The sequence below is a fragment of the Saccharomonospora iraqiensis subsp. paurometabolica YIM 90007 genome (assembly GCF_000231035.2).
GTDB classification, from domain to species: Bacteria; Actinomycetota; Actinomycetes; order Mycobacteriales; family Pseudonocardiaceae; genus Saccharomonospora; species Saccharomonospora paurometabolica.
Window position 1 is genome coordinate 95,079 of sequence record NZ_KI912259.1, and the last position, 19,175, is coordinate 114,253.

A 19,175-nucleotide genomic window follows, 5' to 3' on the forward strand; every position below is an offset into this window, starting at 1 on the left:
GGCTGGCCGTCGCCCGCGGCCGCGCGATGGCCGAGCACGGCCGGGTGGGTACCGGGATGGCCGGAATCGCGGCGGACGCCGAGCGGGTCACCGCCCTCGCCGACGGACTGGACGAGGTGGAGATCGCCGGTTTCAACGGTCCCGCGCAGACCGCGGTGGCCGGGAAGGTCGCCGACCTTGACCGGATCGTGGTACGTGCACGGGAACAGGGCGTGTCCGCCACGATGTTGTCCGTGTCGCACGGGTTCCACAGCCACGCGATGGCCGACGTGGTCGAACCGTTGCGGACCGAGCTGGCGGAGGTCCCGTTCTACCCGGTTGGGCGGCCGGTCTTCTCCACGGTGACCGGCCGGGCTCTGGCCGGCACCACCGATCTGGTCGAGCTGCTCGTCGAGCAGGTGACGCGGCCGGTGCGGTTCGCTGAGGCAGTGGGTGCGCTCGCACGACGCTGCGACGTGTTGGTGGAGGCCGGCGCGGGCACGACCCTCACGGATCTGGCTCGCGGTGTCGTACCGGACGTGCCGGTCTTCTCCCTCGACAGCGGGAACCCGCACCGCCACGCCCTGGCCACCGCCGCACTCGCCGCCTGCGGCGCGGGCGATCTGAACGCCTGGTTCGCCGAGCGGGTGACCCGTCCGCTCGACGTCGACAGCGCCTTCGATCTGCTCGCCAACCCGTGCGAGAGCGGACTCCCCGACACGTCCCTCGACCAGGAGGTGCCCGGGGAACAGGACGCGCCCACCGGGCCGGTCCCGGAGCAGGCGTCGGCGCCCGACGGCGGCACGTCGCTGGAGACGGTACGGGAACACCTCAGCCGTACGCTGGAGCTGCCTGCCTCGGCGATCCGGGGGGAGAGCACGCTGCTGCACGACCTGCACATGAACTCGTTGCAGGTCGTCCAAGTGGTCGCGGGCCTCGCCGACCTGCTCGGCACCAAGCCGCCTGGACCCGAACTCTCCGTGGTGGATGCCACGGTGGCCGACATCGCCGAGTCGCTGGCGGCCCAGCCCGCTGCCGAGGCACAGCAGCCGGTCGGTCCCCCCGCGGGGCTTGCCGACTGGGTCCGCGCCTTCGAACATCGGTGGATACCGGCCGATCCGGTGGGGGCGGCGCCGGAGCCCGGCGAGTGGATCGTCGATGCGCCGGCCGGGCACTGGCTGCACGAGAGTGCCCTGCCCGGAACCGGCCTCGCCGTCTGGTTGGCGGACGGCGATCCGGACGAGGTCGCGCGGGTGCTCGCGCTGATCGCGCGGACCCGTCCGCGGAGGTTGCTTCTCGCCCATCCCGGGCATCCGGCGGCGGCTGCCGTGGGACGCAGCGCGGCCGTGGAACTGGCGGACTGCGCGGTCACGGTCGTCGAATGCGGGACGGACGGTCTGGATCCCCGATTGGTGGTGGGCACCGGCCACCAGGAACTGCGGGTGACCGCGGACGGGGCGGAGCGGATGACCACCCACCTGCACTCTCCGGGACCGGAGGCCGAGCTACCGCTGGCCGAAGGGGACGTGTGCCTGATAACCGGTGGCGCGGACGGCATCACCGGACTCTGTGGCGTCGCGCTGGCCCGCCGCACGGGCTGCACGCTGGTCCTGGTGGGGCGTTCGGCGCCGGAGGCGCCACGGGTCGCGGAGGCACTCGACGCGCTCGGCATGCCCGCACACTACGTTCAGGCCGACGTTACCGACCCGGACGACGTGGCCCGCGCGGTCTCCACTGCCGGTGCACTCGGACCTGTCCGTGGGCTCCTGCACGGCGCCGGGGTCAACGCGCCGCAGCGGATGGACGCGGTGACGCCGGAGACGCTGCGGCGGGCGGTCGACCCGAAGGTCACGGGACTGCACCTGCTGCTGGACGCCGCACCCGAGTTGCGGCTCGTGGTCGGCTTCGGGTCGATCATCGGCAGGCGTGGCCTTCCCGGACAGGCGGAGTACTGCGTGGCCAACGACTGGCTCCGCACGGAACTGGAACGGACCGCGCTGCCGGGACGCAGACACCTGCACCTGGAGTGGTCGTTGTGGAAGGGGGTCGGTATGGGCGAACGTATGGGCGTCGTCGACGATCTCGCCGCCGCCGGGATCACCCCCATCGACCCGCAGACCGGTCCGGAGGCGATGCTGCGGGTGCTCGCCGACCGGCAGGCGCCGGGCACCATCCTGCTCACCGGACGGTTCCCGGCGGCACCGACGCTCACGGTGGAGGGGCACACACCGGACCCACTGCGGTTCACCGAGAACCTGCCGGTTCGGGTCCCCGGGGTCGAAGCCGTGGCCACGGCGTCCCTGTCTCTCGGCGATGATCCGTACCTCGACGAACACCGTGTGGACGACGTTCCGGTTCTGCCGACCGTGCTCGGGCTGGAGGCGATGGCCCAGGTGATCGACGCGGTATCGGTTCATACCCGCAGTTGCTGGTCGTTCACCGACCTCCACCTGCACAGCCCCATCGTGGTAGGCGAACGCGGCTCCCGTTCGATCCGGGTCCTGGCACTGGCCGAGGACGCGGAGGGCTTCCGGCTCGCGCTGCGGGACGACTCCGACGACTTCGACGCCGACCGGTTCACCGCCGCGGTTCCCGACGCGGCCGCGCCTCCGGCACCGAGCGTGCCCTCGGCGGAGGTCGCACCGTCGGCTGACCTGGCGCCGGACGAGACCGGTCCGCACCCGTTCTACGGATCGCTGTTGTTCCACGAGGGGCGCTTCCGCCGTCTGGTCGGATACGACAGCGTCACCGCGTTCGAGGTGCGTGCCCGGGTCCGGGCCGAGCCCGAGCGAACGTGGTTCTCCGAGTTCCATCATCAGCGCCTGTTGCTCGGGGACTGCGGTGCGCACGATGCGGCGATACACGCGTTACTGGCATGTGTACCGCATCGGCGGGCGCTGCCCGTCGGCGCGGACCGGTTCACGGTGTGGCGCGAGCCGAGAGGGATGCTGCGGGTACACGCCGTCGAACGCGCGCATACCGCGGACGACTACACCTTCGATGTGGAGGTCGTGGACGAGTCGGGCGGCGCGATCGCCCGCTGGGAGGGACTGCGGCTGCGCGCGATCGCGGCCGCGGGTCGGGAGTCGTCGGCGGGGCTCCCGCTCGTCGGCCCACTGCTGAGCCGCCGTCTGATCGAATTGGATGTGGCGCAGCGGGTCGAGCTGGTCCTGCTCGGCGCGGACACGTTCGCCACGGACTCGGCGGACGGGCGGTGGGACGGCTGGGTGGCCGAATCCGGATCGGGGCACGTGCTGCTCGCCCGAGCCGCCCATCCGGTGGGCCTCGCGTGGGGCTCGGCCGTGCCCGTGGCGACCGACGATGAGGCCGATCAGGAGGCCATCTCCCGGCTGACCCGCAAGCTGGACGAATCCGTCGAGGTCGCGGCCACGCGGATCGCGGCGGGTCGTGCCGCACTGGACCGGCTGGGCGTCGACGCGCTGACGCCGCTCGACCTCAACGAGGTCACCGAGGACGGCCTCGCGGTGCTGTCCGGTGCGGGTGCGGTCGTCGTCGTGGCGGGGTTGCGGATCGCCGGACCGGAGGAACCGATTGTCGCGATCGCTGTGCGGAAGGGTGCACATGAGTGAGTACGTGCTTCGTCATCGGGTGATGTTCGACGAGACCAACCTGGTCGGCAACGTCTACTTCGCCCACTACCTGCACTGGCAGGGACACTGCCGGGAAGCCTTCCTCGCCGAACACGCGCCCGGCGTGCTGCACGAGGTGCGGACCGGCGAACTGGTCATGGTGACGGTGTCCTGCTCGATGGAGTACTTCGTCGAGGTTTTCGCGCTCGAGGAGATCGACATAGGGATGACTCTGCGCGGTTCGGCGGGTAACCGGGTCGAGATGGATTACGAGTTCCGTCGTGCCGAGCAGCTCGTCGCCCGTGGCCAACAGGTCGTGTCATGCCTGCGCCGCACCGAGAACGGGGTGTCGCCCGTTCGTGTCCCCGAGGAACTGTCCCGGGCACTGGCCGCCTACGCCACATACCCGCAGACCCGAGCCGTGCCCCCGGGTCCGAGGAGTTGAGCGCCCGTGACAGACGACGATCGGCACGCCGACGCCTTTCTCGCCGGCCTTGACGTGGTAGGTGACCTGTGGACCGTGCTGGTGATCCGAGAACTTCTCGTCGCACCGGCGGACGAGGACGCGTTGCTGGACGGCGTCCCGGGGCTCCACCGCGATCTGCTCCTGGAGAAGCTCGATCGGTTGTCCGACCAGTGTCTGGTCGAGCGAGGTCGCGAGTACCGCCTGACAACTCTCGGCCATCGCCTCTGCGGTCCGTTGACGATGCTGGCGGATTGGGGACGACTCAATCTCAGGTGACGACCATCCGGTACCACTCCTTGTCCGACACGCACGTGAGGAGAACGCATGTCACCCACGACCGAGGAACTTGAGCGCATTCGAGCCGAACAGACCGCCGTCTGGGACGCGGTCAGCGACGGGTGGGCGCGCTGGCGGGCAGACTTCGAACGTGCCGCATCGGCAGTGTCCGACATTCTGATCCGCAAGGCCGGGGTGCGGTCCGGCGACTCCGTGCTGGACTTCGGCACCGGACTCGGTGAACCGGCCCTGACCGCCGCCGAGGTGGTCGGTGCGACCGGGCGGGTGGTCGGCGTGGACCTGTCACCTGCGATGATCGACATCGCCGGAAGCCTGGCTGCCGGGCGCGACGGGGTGGAATTCGCGGTCGGCGGTGTCGAGGCCGCACCCGGCGGGCACGACGTCGTCCTCAGTCGGTGGGTGTTGTCGCTGACCGGGGACCCGACGGCCACCCTGTGCGACCTGCGCACCGCGCTGCGGCCCGGCGGCGTGCTGACCGCTGCTGTGTGGGGCCCCGCCCCGTCCGTACCGATGATCGCCCTCGGCTTCGGTGCCGTGTCCGAGCACTTCACCCTCGACCCGCCACCCCCGGGGGGACCCGGACCGTTCGCGCTGGCCGAGGCGGCGCGGCTGCGGGAGGTCACCGCGGCTGCGGGATTCCGCGACATCGAGGTCACCCAGCACGATGTGGGCTTCACACTGGACTCGCCGAACGCGTTCGCCCGGTTCACGGTCGACGTACTGCCGCCCTGGTTGCGGCGCCTGGCGGACGGCGACCCGGAGGGAGTGCGCAAGGCCCTTGAACGGGCTGCGGAGGCACACCTCACCCCGGCCGGCGAGGTCGATCTGACCTCGACGTGCTTGTGCGTGCGCGCGGTGGCGTGATGCGGTTCGACACGCGACTCGTGCATGTCGGTCAGGAACCCGCCCAGGGCACCGGGGACGTCTCCCCGCCGCTGCACCTGACGAGCACCTACGCGCACGGTGCCCAGGTGCAGCCCGCGTACTTCTATGCCAGGGGGGAGAATCCGACCAGGGAAGCGCTGGAGCGAGCGCTGGCCGCGCTGGAAGAGGTACGGTTCGCCACGGTGTTCCCGTCCGGGCAGGCTGCGGGTGCCACTGCGCTGGCGACCCTGGCCGGAGCGGGCCGGGCGATCGTCTCCGACGATGTCTACGGCGGCACGCACGCCCTCCTCACGTCTTTCGGTCTGGATGTGCGGGTGGTCGACCTGGCCGATCCCACCGCGGTCGCCGAGGTCTTCGCCGACCCGTGGGCGGACGACGCACTGGTGTGGGTCGAGACGCCGACGAACCCGACGCTCAAGGTCGCCGACGTGGCCGAGGTGTCCCGCCGCGCGCATGCTCGGGGCTGCGTGGTCCTGGTCGACAACACCCTCGCCGGCCCGGTATTTCAGCAGCCGTTGCGGTGGGGTGCGGATGTGACGCTCTACAGCACGACGAAGTCGGTCGCCGGGCACCTTGATGTGCTCGGCGGGGCGCTTGTACACGATCGGGCGGATTTGCACGAGCTGTTCGTCACCCACCGCACCACCACAGGAAGCGTACCGAGCCCGTTCGACTGCTTCCTGGTCCATCGGGGGCTGAAGACGCTGTCGCTGCGGACCGTTCGTCAGGCCGCCACCGCGGAAAAGCTCGCGGCCGCACTGCGCGAGTCCCCACACGTGGGCGAAGTCCGATACCCGGGTCTGCCGGACCACCCCGGTCACACACTCGCCACGCGCCAGATGAGCGGATTCGGTCCGGTGCTCGGCTTCCGGTACCGTGGCGACGTTGCCGCGCTGCTGCGCCGCAGTCGGTACTTCACCGATGCGGTGAGCTTCGGGGGTGTCCGGTCACTCGCCCAGTGCCCGGCGGCGACGACCCACCGGTCCGTACCGACGGATCTGCGGGAGCGGCTGGGCATCACCGACGATCTCGTGCGGCTGTCGGTCGGCATCGAAGATCCGGCGGACCTGCTCGAAGATCTCATGGGCGCGCTGGATCCGGCCTGACTCCGCGAGGGCCTCGGAGGCCATGTGGCGGGAAGCGAGGTGAGAGGGGTGTCCCCGAAGCGGGACTACGGCCAGTTCTGCGGGCTCGCCAGTGCGCTGAACGTGATCGGCGAACGGTGGACCCTGCTCGTGGTCCGTGAACTGCTCATCGGGCCCGCGCAGTTCACCGAGCTGCTTGACACCCTCTCCGGCATCGGGCCCAATCTCCTGACCGAGCGCCTGCGCACGCTCGTCGATCTCGGCGTCGTGGCGCAGCGACAGGTGCGGGGTGATGGGCGCGCCCGGCAGTATGTGATTACTGGTGTGGGTGAGGAACTGCGGCAGCCGGTGCTGTGGCTCACCCGGTGGGGCGTTCGATTCATCGACGGGGAGGACGGGGAGGACGGGGAGGACGTTCGGTGGCAGTGCCGTGGCACCGGACAGCCGTCTCCGGAGCCGGGGCCCGACGGTGAAGTCGGATCCGGCCGTCGCGGGTGAGACACGGACACGTTCGTCCGTGACGGTACCGGGCGGCTCCCGATCACACGATGTCGCTATACGCGGTTGCACCGAGATCGACGAACCATCTACTGTGGCCGTGGACCTCGATTCAGCATGACATCGTGGATTTTGGTGGGCACGGGTCGAACACCGGGTGCTCGCGGGGTCATGCGGTGGCTACCGCGCTCGTGTCCGAGGTTGTCGAGAATTCATCGAGGTGAGGTGCTGCCATGTTCGCTGCGAATCCTCGCGAATCGATCGTTTCGCCGAGCGGTTCGGTCTTCCCGCAGGACACCCGGGCGGCATTCGATCGCGCGGCGGGGGAGTGGCTCGCCTGGCAGCGAACTCCGTGGGCACGAGTCTACTATGCGCTGGTTCAGCACACGCTCGCCACACTGCTTCCCACCCCTGGGCACTACATCGACGTGCTCGACGTGGGCGGCGGGAACGGCGTCGACTCGCTGCCGTTGCTCGGTGCGGGTCATCGGGTGACGGTGCTCGACTGTTCCTCGGTTCTGCTGTCCGAGTCCGTCGCGGCGGCTGAACGAGACGAACCGGGCCGTGCCCGGCTCCGGATCGAGCAACACGATCTCGACGAGCGCCGGCCGCTCCCGCTTCCTCCCGACTCCACCGGTTGGGACCTCGTACTCTGTCACAATGTTCTGCACTATCGGGACCATCCGGCCGAGCTGATCGGTCGACTGGTCGACGCGACACGCCCCGGTGGAACGTTATCGCTCATCGCGCCCAATCCCGCGATGGACGTTCTCGCTGCGGCGGTGCGGGACCGCGACCCCGTGCAGGGGGTGACGATGCTCGAAGCACCGACCCGTCGTTCGGCCACGGTGGGCCAGGTGATGAATCGGCTGGAAAGAAGCGACATCGAAGCCGCCGTGCGGGCCGCGGGGGCCGTGGTGACGGATCGCTTCGGGCTCCGGACGGTGGTCGACCTGGTCTCCGACGACGATCTGAAGCACGATCCGGAGTGGTTGAGCAGGACGATGGAGCTCGAGCTGGCCCTGTATCGGCGCGATCCCTACCGCGATGTGGCGCGGTTCTGGCAGTTGGTCTGTCACCGGTAGGGCTGAACCTGAGAACTGTCGGTGGTCCGCGGTACAACTGGCCCGACTACTGTACGAACGAGTGAGCTTGTGCTGAGTGAACGAACTTACCGCTGTCCGCGAAGGACGACATCCGGCGTTTTCCGCGATCTCGAGGCTTCGGGTACGCGGCGACGACGTACGCGCTCCGGCCGGTGCGGTCGGGTCACCAGCGTCCGCACGAACGTGGGCAGTCACCGTTCGCCATGATTTCCGACGAAGACAGGGGTACCGCATGAACCCAACCATCACCGCGTCCGGGCTCGCCAAACGTTACGGGGACGTGGTCGCGCTCGACGGTCTCGACCTCGAGGTTCCGGAGGGCACTGTGCTGGGGCTCCTCGGGCCGAACGGCGCGGGGAAGACGACCGCCGTCCGCATTCTGACGACACTGCTCGAACCCGACGCGGGCGAGGTGACCATCGCCGGGATCAACCTCCGGACCGACCCCGGGCGTGCCCGCGGGCACATCGGCCTCTCCGGGCAGAACGCGGCCGTCGACGAGTATCTGACCGGGTACGAGAATCTGTACATCGTCGGACGGCTGTACGGGTTCAGCGCGGCCGACTCCCGTGCCCGGGCGCGCACCCTGATCGACGACTTCGCGCTCACCGACGCGGGCGACCGGACTGTGAAGACCTATTCCGGCGGGATGCGCCGGCGCCTCGACCTCGCGGCGGCCATCGTGGCCAAACCGAGCGTGTTGTTCCTCGACGAACCCACGACAGGTCTGGACCCCAACAGTCGGAACATGCTGTGGGGCACGATCCGCAGGTTGGTCGAGAACGGCTCGACCGTGCTGCTCACCACCCAGTACATGGACGAGGCCGACCAGCTCGCCGATGACATCGTCGTCATCGCCGAGGGGCGGGAGATCGCCCACGGCCGGCCCCGCGAGCTCAAGCGGACGGTCGGCGGTGATCGTGTCGAAGTCGTCGTCGAGCGGGATGACGACGTGGCCGCAGCCGAGGCGACGCTACGGCGAACCGGCTTGGACGACATTCGGATCGATAGCGATTCCCGTCGGCTGACCGCCCCGGTGTCCGGCGGGCCGGAGACGCTGTCGGATCTGCTGCGGTCGTTGGCCGAGGCCGATGTGCGACTGCACGACGTGTCTTTGCGGCAACCCACGCTCGACGACGTGTTCGTGACCCTCACGGGGCACGGCACCACTTCCTCCGACGACGAGCGCGACGACGCAGCAAGCAGGCAGGAGGTCAACTCGTGACCACAGCGATCAAGACCGTCACCGACGGCGCCATTCTCGCGAAGCGCAATCTGATGAAGATCAAGCGATCGCCCGAGATCATCGTCATGATGTTGATCTCGCCGTTCATGTTTATTCTCCTGTTCGCCTTCCTGTTCGGCAACGTCATCGAGATTCCGGGGGGCAACTACCGCGAGTTCCTGCTCGGCGGGATCTTCGCGCAGACCATCATGTTCGGCGCCACGTTCACCGGCCTCGGCGTCACCGAGGATGTGCAGAAGGGCATCATCGACCGTTTCCGGTCGTTGCCCGCCTCCCGGTCGGCCGTCCTGGTCGGACGCACGACCAGTGATATCGCCGCCAACGCCCTCTCGATCGGCGTGATGATGTTGACGGGTCTGCTGGTGGGGTGGCGGATCCGGTCCTCGTTCGTCGATGCCGTTCTGGGCGTGCTGCTGTTGATCCTGTTCGCCTACGCCGTTTCCTGGGTGATGGCCTACTTCGGGCTGCTCGTGCCGAGTGTCGAGGTGTTCAACAGTGCCACGGCCGTCCTCGTGTTCCCGCTGACGTTCTTGGCGACGACGTTCGTACCGGCCGAACCGTTGCCGCCGGTCGTGAAGACCTTCGTCGAGTGGAATCCGGTCTCGGCCATCGCGCAGTCGTCCCGGGAGTTGTTCGGCAACATCAGCGCGGCCGCACCGACCCCCGAAGCGTGGCCGTTGCGCGAGCCGGTGACCTACAGCCTGCTGTGGATCGCGGCCATCCTGCTGATCTTCGTGCCGCTGGCCGTCCGGCGTTACGGGCGGACCACGAACCGCTGATCGCCCGGTGTCCGGCGACGTGAAGAGGACTCCGGACGCGGCACGCTCGCGTGCCGCGTCCGGTACGCCTCGGCCACGATATGGCGTTCCCGGCCAGATCGGTATATATTCCGAAAGTATGATCACGGCACTCCTCCTCACCGGGCCGCACATCGGCAACGTGGATCCCGCGCTCTCCCTCGTCGGCGAGTTGACCCGCAGAGGCCACCGGGTCGTGCATCTCACGACCGACGAGTTCGCCGATGCCGCGACCAAGTTCGGTGCCTCGGTGCTGACCTACGAGTCGGCGGTGGCGAGCCTCGATCCGGCCGAGGTGTTCGACGCCGATGATCCCACGGTGCCGCACATGCTGTATCTGCGGGAAAATGTGCAGATCCATCGGGCCGCGGAAGCGGCGTTCGACGAGTCCCCGCCGGACGTGATCCTTTACGAGGACGCTCCGTTCATCGCGGCGCGGCTGTTGGCGCATCGGTGGAACCGTCCGATGGTGCGGCTCAGCGCGGGCTTCGCGACCAACCAGGAGTTCTCGTACTACCAGGAGATGGCCGACGCATCGGGAATTCCCGGTCCGCTCGAGTTCGGCCGCTTCCGGGAGGCGTTGACCGACGTTCTTTCCGAACACGGCATGCGGACGGACCTCGAAGAATTCTGGTACGGGGTGGAGAAGCTCAATCTCGTCTTCATCCCGAGAGCGTTCCAGTTCGCCGGGGAGAGTTTCGACGACCGGTTCCTCTTCGTCGGGCCGTCCCTGGAGGACCGCGACGACCGATGGTCCCCTCCGGGGGACCGCCCGGTGTTACTGATCTCGTTGGGAACCAGCTTCAACGACCACGCGGAGTGGTTCGAAGCCTGTGCGCGTGCCTTCGCGGACACACGTTGGCACGTCGTTATGACGGTGGGCAGCCGGGTCGATCCCGGGGAAATCGGTCCGCTTCCCGCGAACGTCGAGGTCCACAGTTGGTTGTCCCACTTCGCCGTGCTCGAGCACGCGGAAATGTGTGTCACACACGGCGGCATGGGGACCGTGATGCAGTCGCTGCACTGGGGGCGGCCGATGGTGGCCGTGCCGCACTACGCGTTCGAGGTCGAGCCGATGGCGCGCCGGATCGAGGAGCTGGGACTCGGCCGCCGGATCGAGGCCGAACAGTTCGACCCCGTGATGCTGCGGGACACCGTGGAAGAACTGTGGAACGACGCCGACACGTTCGCCCGGGTCCGGGAGATGCAGCGGCACATCGGTGATGCCGGGGGTGCCGCGCGGGCAGCGGACGCGGTACTCGCCCGACTGGACAATCCGTTGAGTAACCATTAGACAGGAGATCACACCGCTCCGTAATCAGCGGCGGCGGGAGACGAACGACGCTCAGGAAGGTTGAGCAATGGATATCAATGAGTGGATCGCGCAGACCACCCGCGACGTGCGGCCCCGCTCGATCTCCGGTGGTACGGGATACGCCGCGGTGGCGCGGCGGACGTATGACGCGAGTGCCGAAGAGGTGTGGAACGCGCTCACCTCTCCGGAGCGGGTCGCGCAGTGGTTCCTGCCGGTTTCCGGGGACCTGCGGAAGGGCGGCACGTTTCAGCTCGAGGGACACGCCGGTGGCGACATCCTTGAGTGTGATCGCCCGCATCGGTTCCATCTGACCTGGAAGTTCGAGGGCCATTCGGATCAAGAGGTCGTGGTGACCCTCGTGCCGGAAGGTGACGGGCGGACCACACTGGAGTTGGAGCACGTGGGACCCGGTGACGGCGAGCGGGCTGTCTCGCACGTGCTGGCCGTCGGTGCGGGGTGGGACCCGGCGCTGGTCGGCTTCGGACACTACGTAACCGGCGATCCTCTGGACAAGCAGTTCTGGTTCGAGTCCGAGGAGGCCCTTGAGTTCACCAAGAAGTCGGTGCGCGCCTGGGCCGAGGCTCTCGAGAGCAAGCAGGTCGCCTCGTCCGATGTGGTGTCCAAGGTCACCGAGGAGACGCTCAAGTTCTACACCCCCGAGTAGGCCGGCGTCGGCCGGGTCCGCAGGGCGGGCCCGGCCGACGTGCGGCGGTGGTGGTCGCGTCGAGTGCGGATCGTGTCTCGCGCTCCGGCGCCCGTCCCGGGAATGGAGATGCACGCCTTCATGGAAGCCACATCGTTTCGTCACCCGACCGCCCCACACGAAACCGAAACCGCGAACGAGCGGGCGTCGTCGCACGACGGTGTTCCGCACGCCGCGCGGGACCTGGCGCTGCGGCACCGGATCCGGCTGGACATCCTCGATCAGTCACATCGAGCCGGATTCGGCCACATCGGCTCCGCCCTGTCGGTCGCGGACATCCTCGCGGTGCTGTACGGCGGGGTGCTGCGCGGTACCGGTGCGGATCGCGAGCGCTTCATCCTGTCGAAAGGACACGCCGTGCTCGCGCTCTACGCGGCGCTGTACGAGACCGGGCGTATCGACCGGGAGACGCTGGAGACCTACTGCGGGGACGGCTCGGTACTCGGGGCGCATCCCGAGCACTCGCTCGATGAGATCGACTTTTCGACCGGCTCCCTCGGACAGGGATTGTCCTACGGGGCGGGATCCGCACTCGCCGCGAGGATGCGGGGATCGTCACGGCGCACATTCGTGTTGCTCAGCGACGCGGAGTTGAACGAGGGTGCGGTGTGGGAATCGGTCATGTTCGCGGCACATCGTCGGCTCGGCTCGCTCGTCGCCCTCGTCGACGTCAACGGGCAGCAGGCGTTCGGGCACACCCGGGAGGTCCTGGACCTCGAACCGCTCGCGGCGCGGTGGGAGGCGTTCGGCTGGTCGGTGCACGAGGTGGACGGACATGACGTGGACGCCCTGCGCACGGTCCTGAACTCGCTCGACCCCGGCTCGGCGCGCCCGCACGTGCTGCTCGCGCGCACCATCGCGGGAAGCGGTGTCTCGTTCATGGAGGACCGTGTCTCGTGGCGTTACTGGCCGTTGTCGGATGAGCAGTACGCTACCGCGGCCGCCGAGGTCACGGCCGCGGCGAACGATGTCCCCACCCCGACGGAGACCCGATGAGAGCCGCTTTCGTCGACACACTGACCGCGCTGGCACAGCAGGATTCACGGATCGTCTTCCTGACCGGTGACCTGGGGTTCAACATGCTGGAGCCGTTCGCCGAGCGGTTTCCGGACCGGTTCTACAACGCCGGGGTCGCCGAGCAGAACATGGTGGGGGTGGCGACCGGGCTCGCGGAGTCGGGAATGATTCCCTTCGTCTACTCGATCGCCACGTTCGCGTCGATGCGGCCGTACGAGTTCATCCGGAACGGCCCGGTCCTGCACCGTTTGCCGGTCCGGATCGTCGGCGTGGGTGGCGGGTTCGAGTACGGCAACAACGGCGCGACCCACTACGGGCTCGAAGACGTCGGTATCCTGCGCCTGCAGCGGGGGCTGACCGTGCTGGCTCCCGCCGACGACACACACGCGCGCAGCGCGTTCGAGCAGACGTATGCGCTGCCGCAGCCGATCTACTACCGCATCGCCAAGACCGGCCCACCGGTTCCCGGCCTTACCGGGGATTTCGATCTCGGCAGATTGAGCACGGTGCGCTCCGGAGGCGACGTCGCACTGATCGCGCTCGGTTCGACGGTCGGCGACGCACTGGCCGCGGCCGAGCACCTCGGCACCGAGGGTGTTCAGGCGACGGTCGCGGTGGTCGAGAGCTTCAACCCGTCCCCGGAGGATGACCTCGCGGAGCTGCTGTCCGAGGTGCCTTTCGCGCTGACCGTCGAGTCGCATCTGATCGACGGCGGTCTGGGCACGCTGGTGTCCGAGGTCATCGCCGAGCGCGGGTTGGCCACCCGGTTGCGACGCTGCGGCCTCGACGATCTGCCACGCGGGATGACCGGGTCGCACGGTTTCCTCAAGGAGCGGTTCGGCCTCTCGGCGACGGCGATCGCGGATACCGCCACGTCTCTGGTGGCGTCCGCACCGCGGTGAGCGGGCATGGCGGTGGCCGGGCGCCGGGTTCCGGGTCCGGCCCGGCCGACGTCGTGTCCGAAGCCCCGCTCACACGTCCGCCGACGCCACGGCGCACGTTCGTCACCGGTGCCGGCGGCTTCCTCGGCGCGAATCTCTGCCGCAGGTTGCTGCGGGACGGGCACTCGGTACACGGTGTGCTGCGGCCGGGTGCCGACCCGTGGCGCCTGGAGGGGATCCGGCGGGACATCACGATCCATCGGCTCGATCTGCGCGACGCCGGGGCGGTGCGGACCACGGTCGACACCGTCCGCGCCGATTGGCTGTTCCATCTCGCCGCCCACGGTGCGTACTCGTGGCAGACCGACACCGGTGCGATCCGCGCGACCAACACCGGCGCGACGGCCGCACTCGTCGACCTGGCCGCAGCGGACACATTCGAGGCATTCGTCCTGGCTGGCTCCACGGCCGAGTACGGCCCTGGGGAGCATCCCGCGGAGGAGCAGGATCCGATCGCGCCGCGCGGTGCCTACGCGGTCAGCAAGGCTGCCGCGACCCGGTACGCGCGGACGATGGCGCGCCACCGGGGGGCACACATCGTCACACTGCGCCTCGGGACGGCCTACGGCTTCTGGGAGGATCCGGCGCGACTCGTGCCGACCCTCGCGACCTTCGGCTTGAACGGGCGACTGCCTCCGCTCGCCGACCCGTGGACGGTCCGGGACTTCGTCTTCGTCGACGACGTCTGCGAGGCATTCGTGCGTGCGGCGTACACCACGACCCTCGAGCGCGGCAGCGTTCTCAATATCGGCAGCGGTACACCGACGTCGCTCGCCGAACTCGTCGACCTGGCGCGCGAGGAACTCGCGATCGAGGAGTCTCCCCGATGGTCCACGATGGACCCGCGACCGTGGGATGCGGCGCTGTGCGTGGCGGACTGCACGCGCAGCCGTGACCGGCTCGGGTGGCGGCCGCGCCGGGGGCTCGCCGAGGGTTTCCGCGCCTTGGTGGACTGGCTGGCGAGCGATTCGGAGCACCGTGCGCGGTACGCGCGTGCGCTCGGGCTCGCTCCGGGCCCTCGGTCTCGCCGTCGCTGAGTGCGGGAATGGGGAGGTGTCAGCCCGCCGTGGCAGCCCAGGCCTTCTTCGCGTTCTTCCAGGTCGACGAATTGACCTCCTCCCATGCCGCGGCGCGGGTGGCTTCCAGGACCTCGCCCGGGACCGTCGTGTTGGTCATGGTGGCGTTGTAGATGTTCATCTTGTCCGGGTCGAAGTCCGGGCTGAGGTGGCCATTGGCGATCGCCATGTCGAACAGTGGTGATCCGGGCATCGGCACGACGAGGAAGAAGTTCGCCGCGTCCAAGCCATACGACATGTGTTCGCGGGCGAGAGCGATGGTGGACTCGACCTCGTCGAAGGTCTCGTCCGGATACCCGATCATATAGTTGCCGTACAGCTTGAAGCCGTAGTCCTTCATGGCAGTGATCAGTCCGGTCAGGTCGGCCTTGTCGACGTTGAGCTTGTTGCTCGCGTACTTGCGCATGATGCGCAGGTTTCCGGTCTCGAACGGCATGTTGATCTGGGTGAATCCCGCCATGGCCAGTGCCTCGAGCACTTCGTGGTCGGGCTTCCAGCGCTTGAGCAGGTGGATGAGATTGATGCCGTTCAGATCGCAGACCGTCACGCCCGCGCCCTGGATCTTCTCCAAGAGCCGCAGGCCGCGCTTCTTATCGCCCAACAGGGAGTCGTCCTCGATGAACACATCGGTCACGCCGAGGCTCTTGAGCGTCTCGATCTCGGCGAGTACGCGCTCGTCGGACTTCACCCGGAAAGTTCCGACGGGACCGCTGAGACTGCCCTCCCCCTCGCCCGCGATGTGGCAGTACGCGCAGTGGAACGGGCAGCCGAGCGAGGTCATCATGGTGCCGTAGCGCAGTTCCGCGCCGGGTTCGAACACCCCCGAGTGCGGACGGCCGAGGTCCCAGTACCGCTGGTTGGGCAGCAGGTCCCAGGCCGGCATCGGGAGCGTGTCAAGATCGCGCACCATGTCCCGCGAGCGGGTGGGGTTGACGCGGATCCGGTCACCGTCGGGGAAGGCGACGCCGTGAACGTCCCCGAAGTCGGGTCGCGTCGAGCGCCGCACGATCTCGACGATCTCGACCAGGGTGTGCTCGGCCTCGGACAGGCACACCACATCGAAACCGGCCTCGAAGAACCGCGGTAGTCGCGAGCGCGCGTTCACCCCGCCGGAGACGAGAATCTTGTCCGGATAGGCCGCCTTGATCAGGCGGGCACAGTGCAGGACCATCGACTCCTGGTCGGTGAAGATCGAGGTGATGCCGACGATGTCGTGCTCCGCGACGACCTCGAGAATCCGCTCGTCGTCGACGCCGGTTCGCAGCAGACCGCTCGGCAGTGCCGAGGGGTTCGCGAAGATCTCGTGCAGCGGGTCGCCGTCATCGCCGACACAGGCGTCGAAAACCCGCACCGGTACCCCGTGGTGCCGGAGCGCCCCGCCGAGATGGGGATAGGCGAGCGAGCCGTTGGGCTTGCACACGGTTCCCGGCAAATTCTGGTTCGGTGGGTACAGCAGCAGTACGCTGACGTCTCGCAGCACCATCGGCTCTGTCCTTTATCTCTCGAAGCGGATGGCGGTCCGGTCGCACGGCCCGCAGCATGGATGTCAGTAATCGGTGCGCCGCAGGTAGGCCTCGATCTCGTCGGCACCTCTGGACGAGCCGCCGGACTCCCGGATGTCCTGCTGCATGCGCAGTACCCGCTGTTTGACCTCGGTGTCGGCGGCGAGCCGCTGCACGGTCGCCCGGATCTCAGTCGGGTCGATCTTGTCGGCCGGCAGTTCGTAGCCCAGGCCCAGCTCGACCGTGCGTTGCGCGAACGGTGCCGCCTCGGTCGCGAAGTGTGGCATCACCACCAGGGGAACTCCCATGTCCAGGGCTTCCATCGTGGCGCCCGTCGTGCCCTGGGTCAGACACACAGTGGCTCGCTCGAGAACCGTATGGAACGGGACCCACGGGTGAACCTCGACGTTGGCGGGCAGCGGACCCAGTGTATCCGGGTCGAGGTGCTGACCGATCGCCATCACGACGTGCCACCGGGTTCCGGCGAATGCCTCCGCACAGGTCTTGAAGAACTCCGGATGTTCGTTGAACAGCGTGCCCAGGGACACGAGCAGCACGGGGGTGTCGGGATGCGGCGGCGACCAGTGCGTGTTCTCCAGCCTGCCGGTGAAGTTCGGGCCGACGAAAACGAAGCGCTCGTCGAAGGTCTCCGCCGCGATCTGGTACGACCTCGGCAGATGAATGATGTTGAGATCCTCGATCTCGCGCCAGAACTGCTTGACCGGCGTGTGGATACCGTACTCGGCCAGCAGGTCGACCAGCACCGTGTGCACTGTCTCGACGTCGGCTGGGTGTCGGTGGCCGTGACTCGCCCACAGCGCCTCGAACATCGAGTAGTGCTCGTTCTCGGCGAAGCCGCCATTGAAGCGCACGGCCGGGCGGCCGAAATGTTCGGCGAGCAGGCGCCCCGCCAGAAACGGCATCACGTCGTAGGCCACGAGGTCGGGCACGTCGTCCTGCAGTGCTCGCTCCGCCGCACGGAGAAGCGCCACGTTCTCCCGGACGTAGACCAGGTGGAGTTGGGTCTCGGCATCCTCCCGGTCGACCACGTCGGGCACGTGGAAGTCGTCGAACTCCGACTTGTACGGCACGACCGTGGCGCCGGCCGCGGTGACCTCGTCGGCGAATGCCGGACCGGTCAGGTATGAGACGCGGTGTCCGCGCCGGGTGAGTTCCCGGACGACGCCGAGCGACGGGTAGACGTGGCCGTGCCCCTGGACGTTGACCACGAGGATGTGTCGTGAGCGCATCAGACTGTGCCCGGCCGTGTGATGAGGCGGGCACGCGGCGGAGTGTTCGGCATTCGAGTCGCACTCTCCTGTACGGGTGTTCGGGCCGCGCGCGGACGCGGTTGTCGAGCTTCTGACGGCGGATCGAGCGGGCCGTTCTGCGCCCGGCGCCGTCTATCCGCCCACCAGCGGCGGTATGATCTCCACCCGGCTGCCCTGGGTGAGTTCGACCTCGTCGGGCGGTGTGGCACGGGGAACCTGCGTCCCGTCGACGACGAAGATGTGGTAGCTCAGCAGCTCACCGGCCGGAGAGTACAGCCGGTAGCTCGCCTTCGGATGCGAGCGCACGAATGCTTCGAGAAGCTCGCGCAGGTTGGCGGCCTGCAGCTCCAGTCGGACGTTGCCCGAGGTCGCGTAGTGCCAGCTTCCGGGGACGATGAGTTGGGGCATGGTAGAAACCTCACAGGTCACGGACGCAGCGGAAACCGATCGCGAAACAGGCCCATCCGGTGGGATCACCGTGCAGCCGCTCGCTCGTACGAGTCTGGAAGCGCAGGTTCATCCACGATCCTCCGCGGATGACACGGTATCGGCCGATCACGGCCAGCAGTGAGTCGTCACAGTCGGCGGACGGGCCATAGAGGCGGCTCGGTGATGCGGTCCACTCGTAGACGTTGCCTGCCATGTCCGCCACCCCGTACGGGCTGTCGCCGTGCGGGCTGAGGCTGCCGACCGGTGTGGTCAGCGGGATTGGACCGCGGCCCTGCTGGTGTGCCCTCCACCATGCGCGCCATTCGGCGACGTCGCGGGTCGTGTGGCCCAGCCACAGTTCCGTGGTGTTGGCCCGTTCGCGCAGCCAGTCGTCCCCCCACGGCCACAGTCGATACGCAGGGCCGCGTGCGGCGAGCTCCCACTGCTCTTCCGTCGGGAGTCGCTTACCCGCCCAGGTGGCGTAGGCGTCAGCGTCCTCGACCGCCACGTGGACGACGGGATGGTCGTCCGACGGGGTGTGGTCGACCTCCTGGCCCGCAGGTCGGCGCCAGCACGCGCCGGGGGAAGGATGCCAGTAGTCCTCGCCGTACACGAGGCTCCAGCCGCGGCGCTCGGCCACCGTTCGGTACCCGGTGGCTTCGACGAAGGCGGCGTACTCGCCGACGGTGACCGGGTGACGGTCGATCGCGAACGGTGCGACTTCCACGAGCGTCTGCGGGGTCTCGTCGCGGAACCACGGAGTGGGCAGGGACTGTTCCTCCGCCAGCCACTCGATGACCCACTCCGGTGACCCGAGCTGGAAGGTCGCCCCGTTGATGACAACGGACTCGTCGGTGTCGACGCCGTCGTGCGCCGTTCCTCCGAAAACTGCCATAGCGCCACCCTGTCCGGTCGTGATGCTTAAGAACCCTATAGTAAGTACTCGGTAGCGGCAAGGATTGACGGCCAAAG

At 68.3% G+C, this 19,175-nt stretch carries 18 protein-coding genes; 14 read left to right on the plus strand and 4 right to left on the minus strand.

Features of this window, described 5'->3' with window-relative positions:
• The 14 genes from SACPADRAFT_RS30085 to SACPADRAFT_RS0221385 form a co-directional block, all read left to right on the plus strand.
• Window positions 1-3,569 (plus strand): SDR family NAD(P)-dependent oxidoreductase (locus tag SACPADRAFT_RS30085; RefSeq protein ID WP_157577266.1); only part of this gene is annotated, 3,569 nt, incomplete at its 5' end.
• Window positions 3,562-4,014, plus strand: coding sequence for an acyl-CoA thioesterase (locus SACPADRAFT_RS0221325; RefSeq protein WP_007023580.1), 453 nt, complete (start codon window positions 3,562-3,564; stop codon window positions 4,012-4,014). The genes SACPADRAFT_RS30085 and SACPADRAFT_RS0221325, both read left to right, overlap by 8 nt.
• Window positions 4,015-4,020: 6 nt before the next feature.
• Complete coding sequence (locus SACPADRAFT_RS29165) at window positions 4,021-4,311, plus strand: winged helix-turn-helix transcriptional regulator (RefSeq protein WP_007023581.1); 291 nt, start codon at window positions 4,021-4,023, stop codon at window positions 4,309-4,311.
• Window positions 4,312-4,359: 48 nt separating this feature from the next.
• Window positions 4,360-5,196 (plus strand): class I SAM-dependent methyltransferase, encoded by an 837-nt coding sequence (locus tag SACPADRAFT_RS0221335; RefSeq protein ID WP_007023582.1) that lies wholly within the window; start codon window positions 4,360-4,362, stop codon window positions 5,194-5,196.
• Window positions 5,196-6,323: a trans-sulfuration enzyme family protein gene (locus SACPADRAFT_RS0221340; protein ID WP_007023583.1), complete on the plus strand. Its 1,128-nt coding sequence runs from the start codon at window positions 5,196-5,198 to the stop codon at window positions 6,321-6,323. The genes SACPADRAFT_RS0221335 and SACPADRAFT_RS0221340 overlap by 1 nt, the downstream gene beginning before the upstream one ends.
• A 48-nt stretch (window positions 6,324-6,371) precedes the next feature.
• Entirely contained in the window at window positions 6,372-6,800 is a 429-nt protein-coding gene (locus SACPADRAFT_RS29170) for a winged helix-turn-helix transcriptional regulator (protein ID WP_051442543.1), read from the plus strand.
• 233 nt (window positions 6,801-7,033) lie between these two features.
• The gene (locus tag SACPADRAFT_RS0221350) at window positions 7,034-7,885 is read left to right on the plus strand and encodes a class I SAM-dependent methyltransferase (RefSeq protein ID WP_007023585.1); all 852 of its coding nucleotides are present in this window, start codon (window positions 7,034-7,036) and stop codon (window positions 7,883-7,885) included.
• A gap of 253 nt (window positions 7,886-8,138) precedes the next feature.
• The gene (locus SACPADRAFT_RS0221355; protein ID WP_007023586.1) at window positions 8,139-9,131 is read left to right on the plus strand and encodes a daunorubicin resistance protein DrrA family ABC transporter ATP-binding protein; all 993 of its coding nucleotides are present in this window, start codon (window positions 8,139-8,141) and stop codon (window positions 9,129-9,131) included.
• Complete coding sequence (locus SACPADRAFT_RS0221360; RefSeq protein WP_007023587.1) at window positions 9,128-9,931, plus strand: ABC transporter permease; 804 nt, start codon at window positions 9,128-9,130, stop codon at window positions 9,929-9,931. Before SACPADRAFT_RS0221355 ends, SACPADRAFT_RS0221360 begins: the two co-directional genes overlap by 4 nt.
• Before the next feature lie 118 nt (window positions 9,932-10,049).
• Window positions 10,050-11,243: a macrolide family glycosyltransferase gene (locus SACPADRAFT_RS0221365; RefSeq protein ID WP_007023588.1), complete on the plus strand. Its 1,194-nt coding sequence runs from the start codon at window positions 10,050-10,052 to the stop codon at window positions 11,241-11,243.
• Window positions 11,244-11,310: 67 nt separating this feature from the next.
• Entirely contained in the window at window positions 11,311-11,928 is a 618-nt protein-coding gene (locus tag SACPADRAFT_RS0221370) for an SRPBCC family protein (RefSeq protein ID WP_007023589.1), read from the plus strand.
• Window positions 11,929-12,048: 120 nt separating this feature from the next.
• Window positions 12,049-12,963 carry a transketolase gene (locus SACPADRAFT_RS29175; RefSeq protein WP_157577268.1) on the plus strand — a complete coding sequence of 305 codons (915 nt, stop codon included), beginning with the start codon at window positions 12,049-12,051 and terminating at the stop codon, window positions 12,961-12,963.
• On the plus strand, window positions 12,960-13,886 hold the full coding sequence (locus SACPADRAFT_RS0221380; RefSeq protein WP_007023591.1) for a transketolase family protein: 927 nt from the start codon (window positions 12,960-12,962) through the stop codon (window positions 13,884-13,886). The genes SACPADRAFT_RS29175 and SACPADRAFT_RS0221380 overlap by 4 nt, the downstream gene beginning before the upstream one ends.
• Before the next feature lie 53 nt (window positions 13,887-13,939).
• Window positions 13,940-14,962, plus strand: coding sequence for an NAD-dependent epimerase/dehydratase family protein (locus SACPADRAFT_RS0221385; protein WP_198048370.1), 1,023 nt, complete (start codon window positions 13,940-13,942; stop codon window positions 14,960-14,962).
• A 19-nt stretch (window positions 14,963-14,981) separates the two neighbouring features.
• Here SACPADRAFT_RS0221385 and SACPADRAFT_RS0221390 read toward each other — a convergent pair whose 3' ends face one another.
• The 4 genes from SACPADRAFT_RS0221390 to SACPADRAFT_RS0221405 form a co-directional block, all read right to left on the minus strand.
• Window positions 14,982-16,484 carry a B12-binding domain-containing radical SAM protein gene (locus SACPADRAFT_RS0221390; RefSeq protein WP_007023593.1) on the minus strand — a complete coding sequence of 501 codons (1,503 nt, stop codon included), beginning with the start codon at window positions 16,482-16,484 and terminating at the stop codon, window positions 14,982-14,984.
• Window positions 16,485-16,547: 63 nt separating this feature from the next.
• Window positions 16,548-17,753, minus strand: a complete 1,206-nt coding sequence (locus tag SACPADRAFT_RS0221395) for a macrolide family glycosyltransferase (protein WP_007023594.1) — start codon at window positions 17,751-17,753, stop codon at window positions 16,548-16,550.
• A 153-nt stretch (window positions 17,754-17,906) separates the two neighbouring features.
• Entirely contained in the window at window positions 17,907-18,182 is a 276-nt protein-coding gene (locus SACPADRAFT_RS0221400) for a MoaD/ThiS family protein (RefSeq protein ID WP_007023595.1), read from the minus strand.
• 10 nt (window positions 18,183-18,192) lie between these two features.
• Window positions 18,193-19,098: a formylglycine-generating enzyme family protein gene (locus SACPADRAFT_RS0221405; RefSeq protein WP_007023596.1), complete on the minus strand. Its 906-nt coding sequence runs from the start codon at window positions 19,096-19,098 to the stop codon at window positions 18,193-18,195.
• Between the last annotated feature and the right edge of the window lie 77 nt (window positions 19,099-19,175).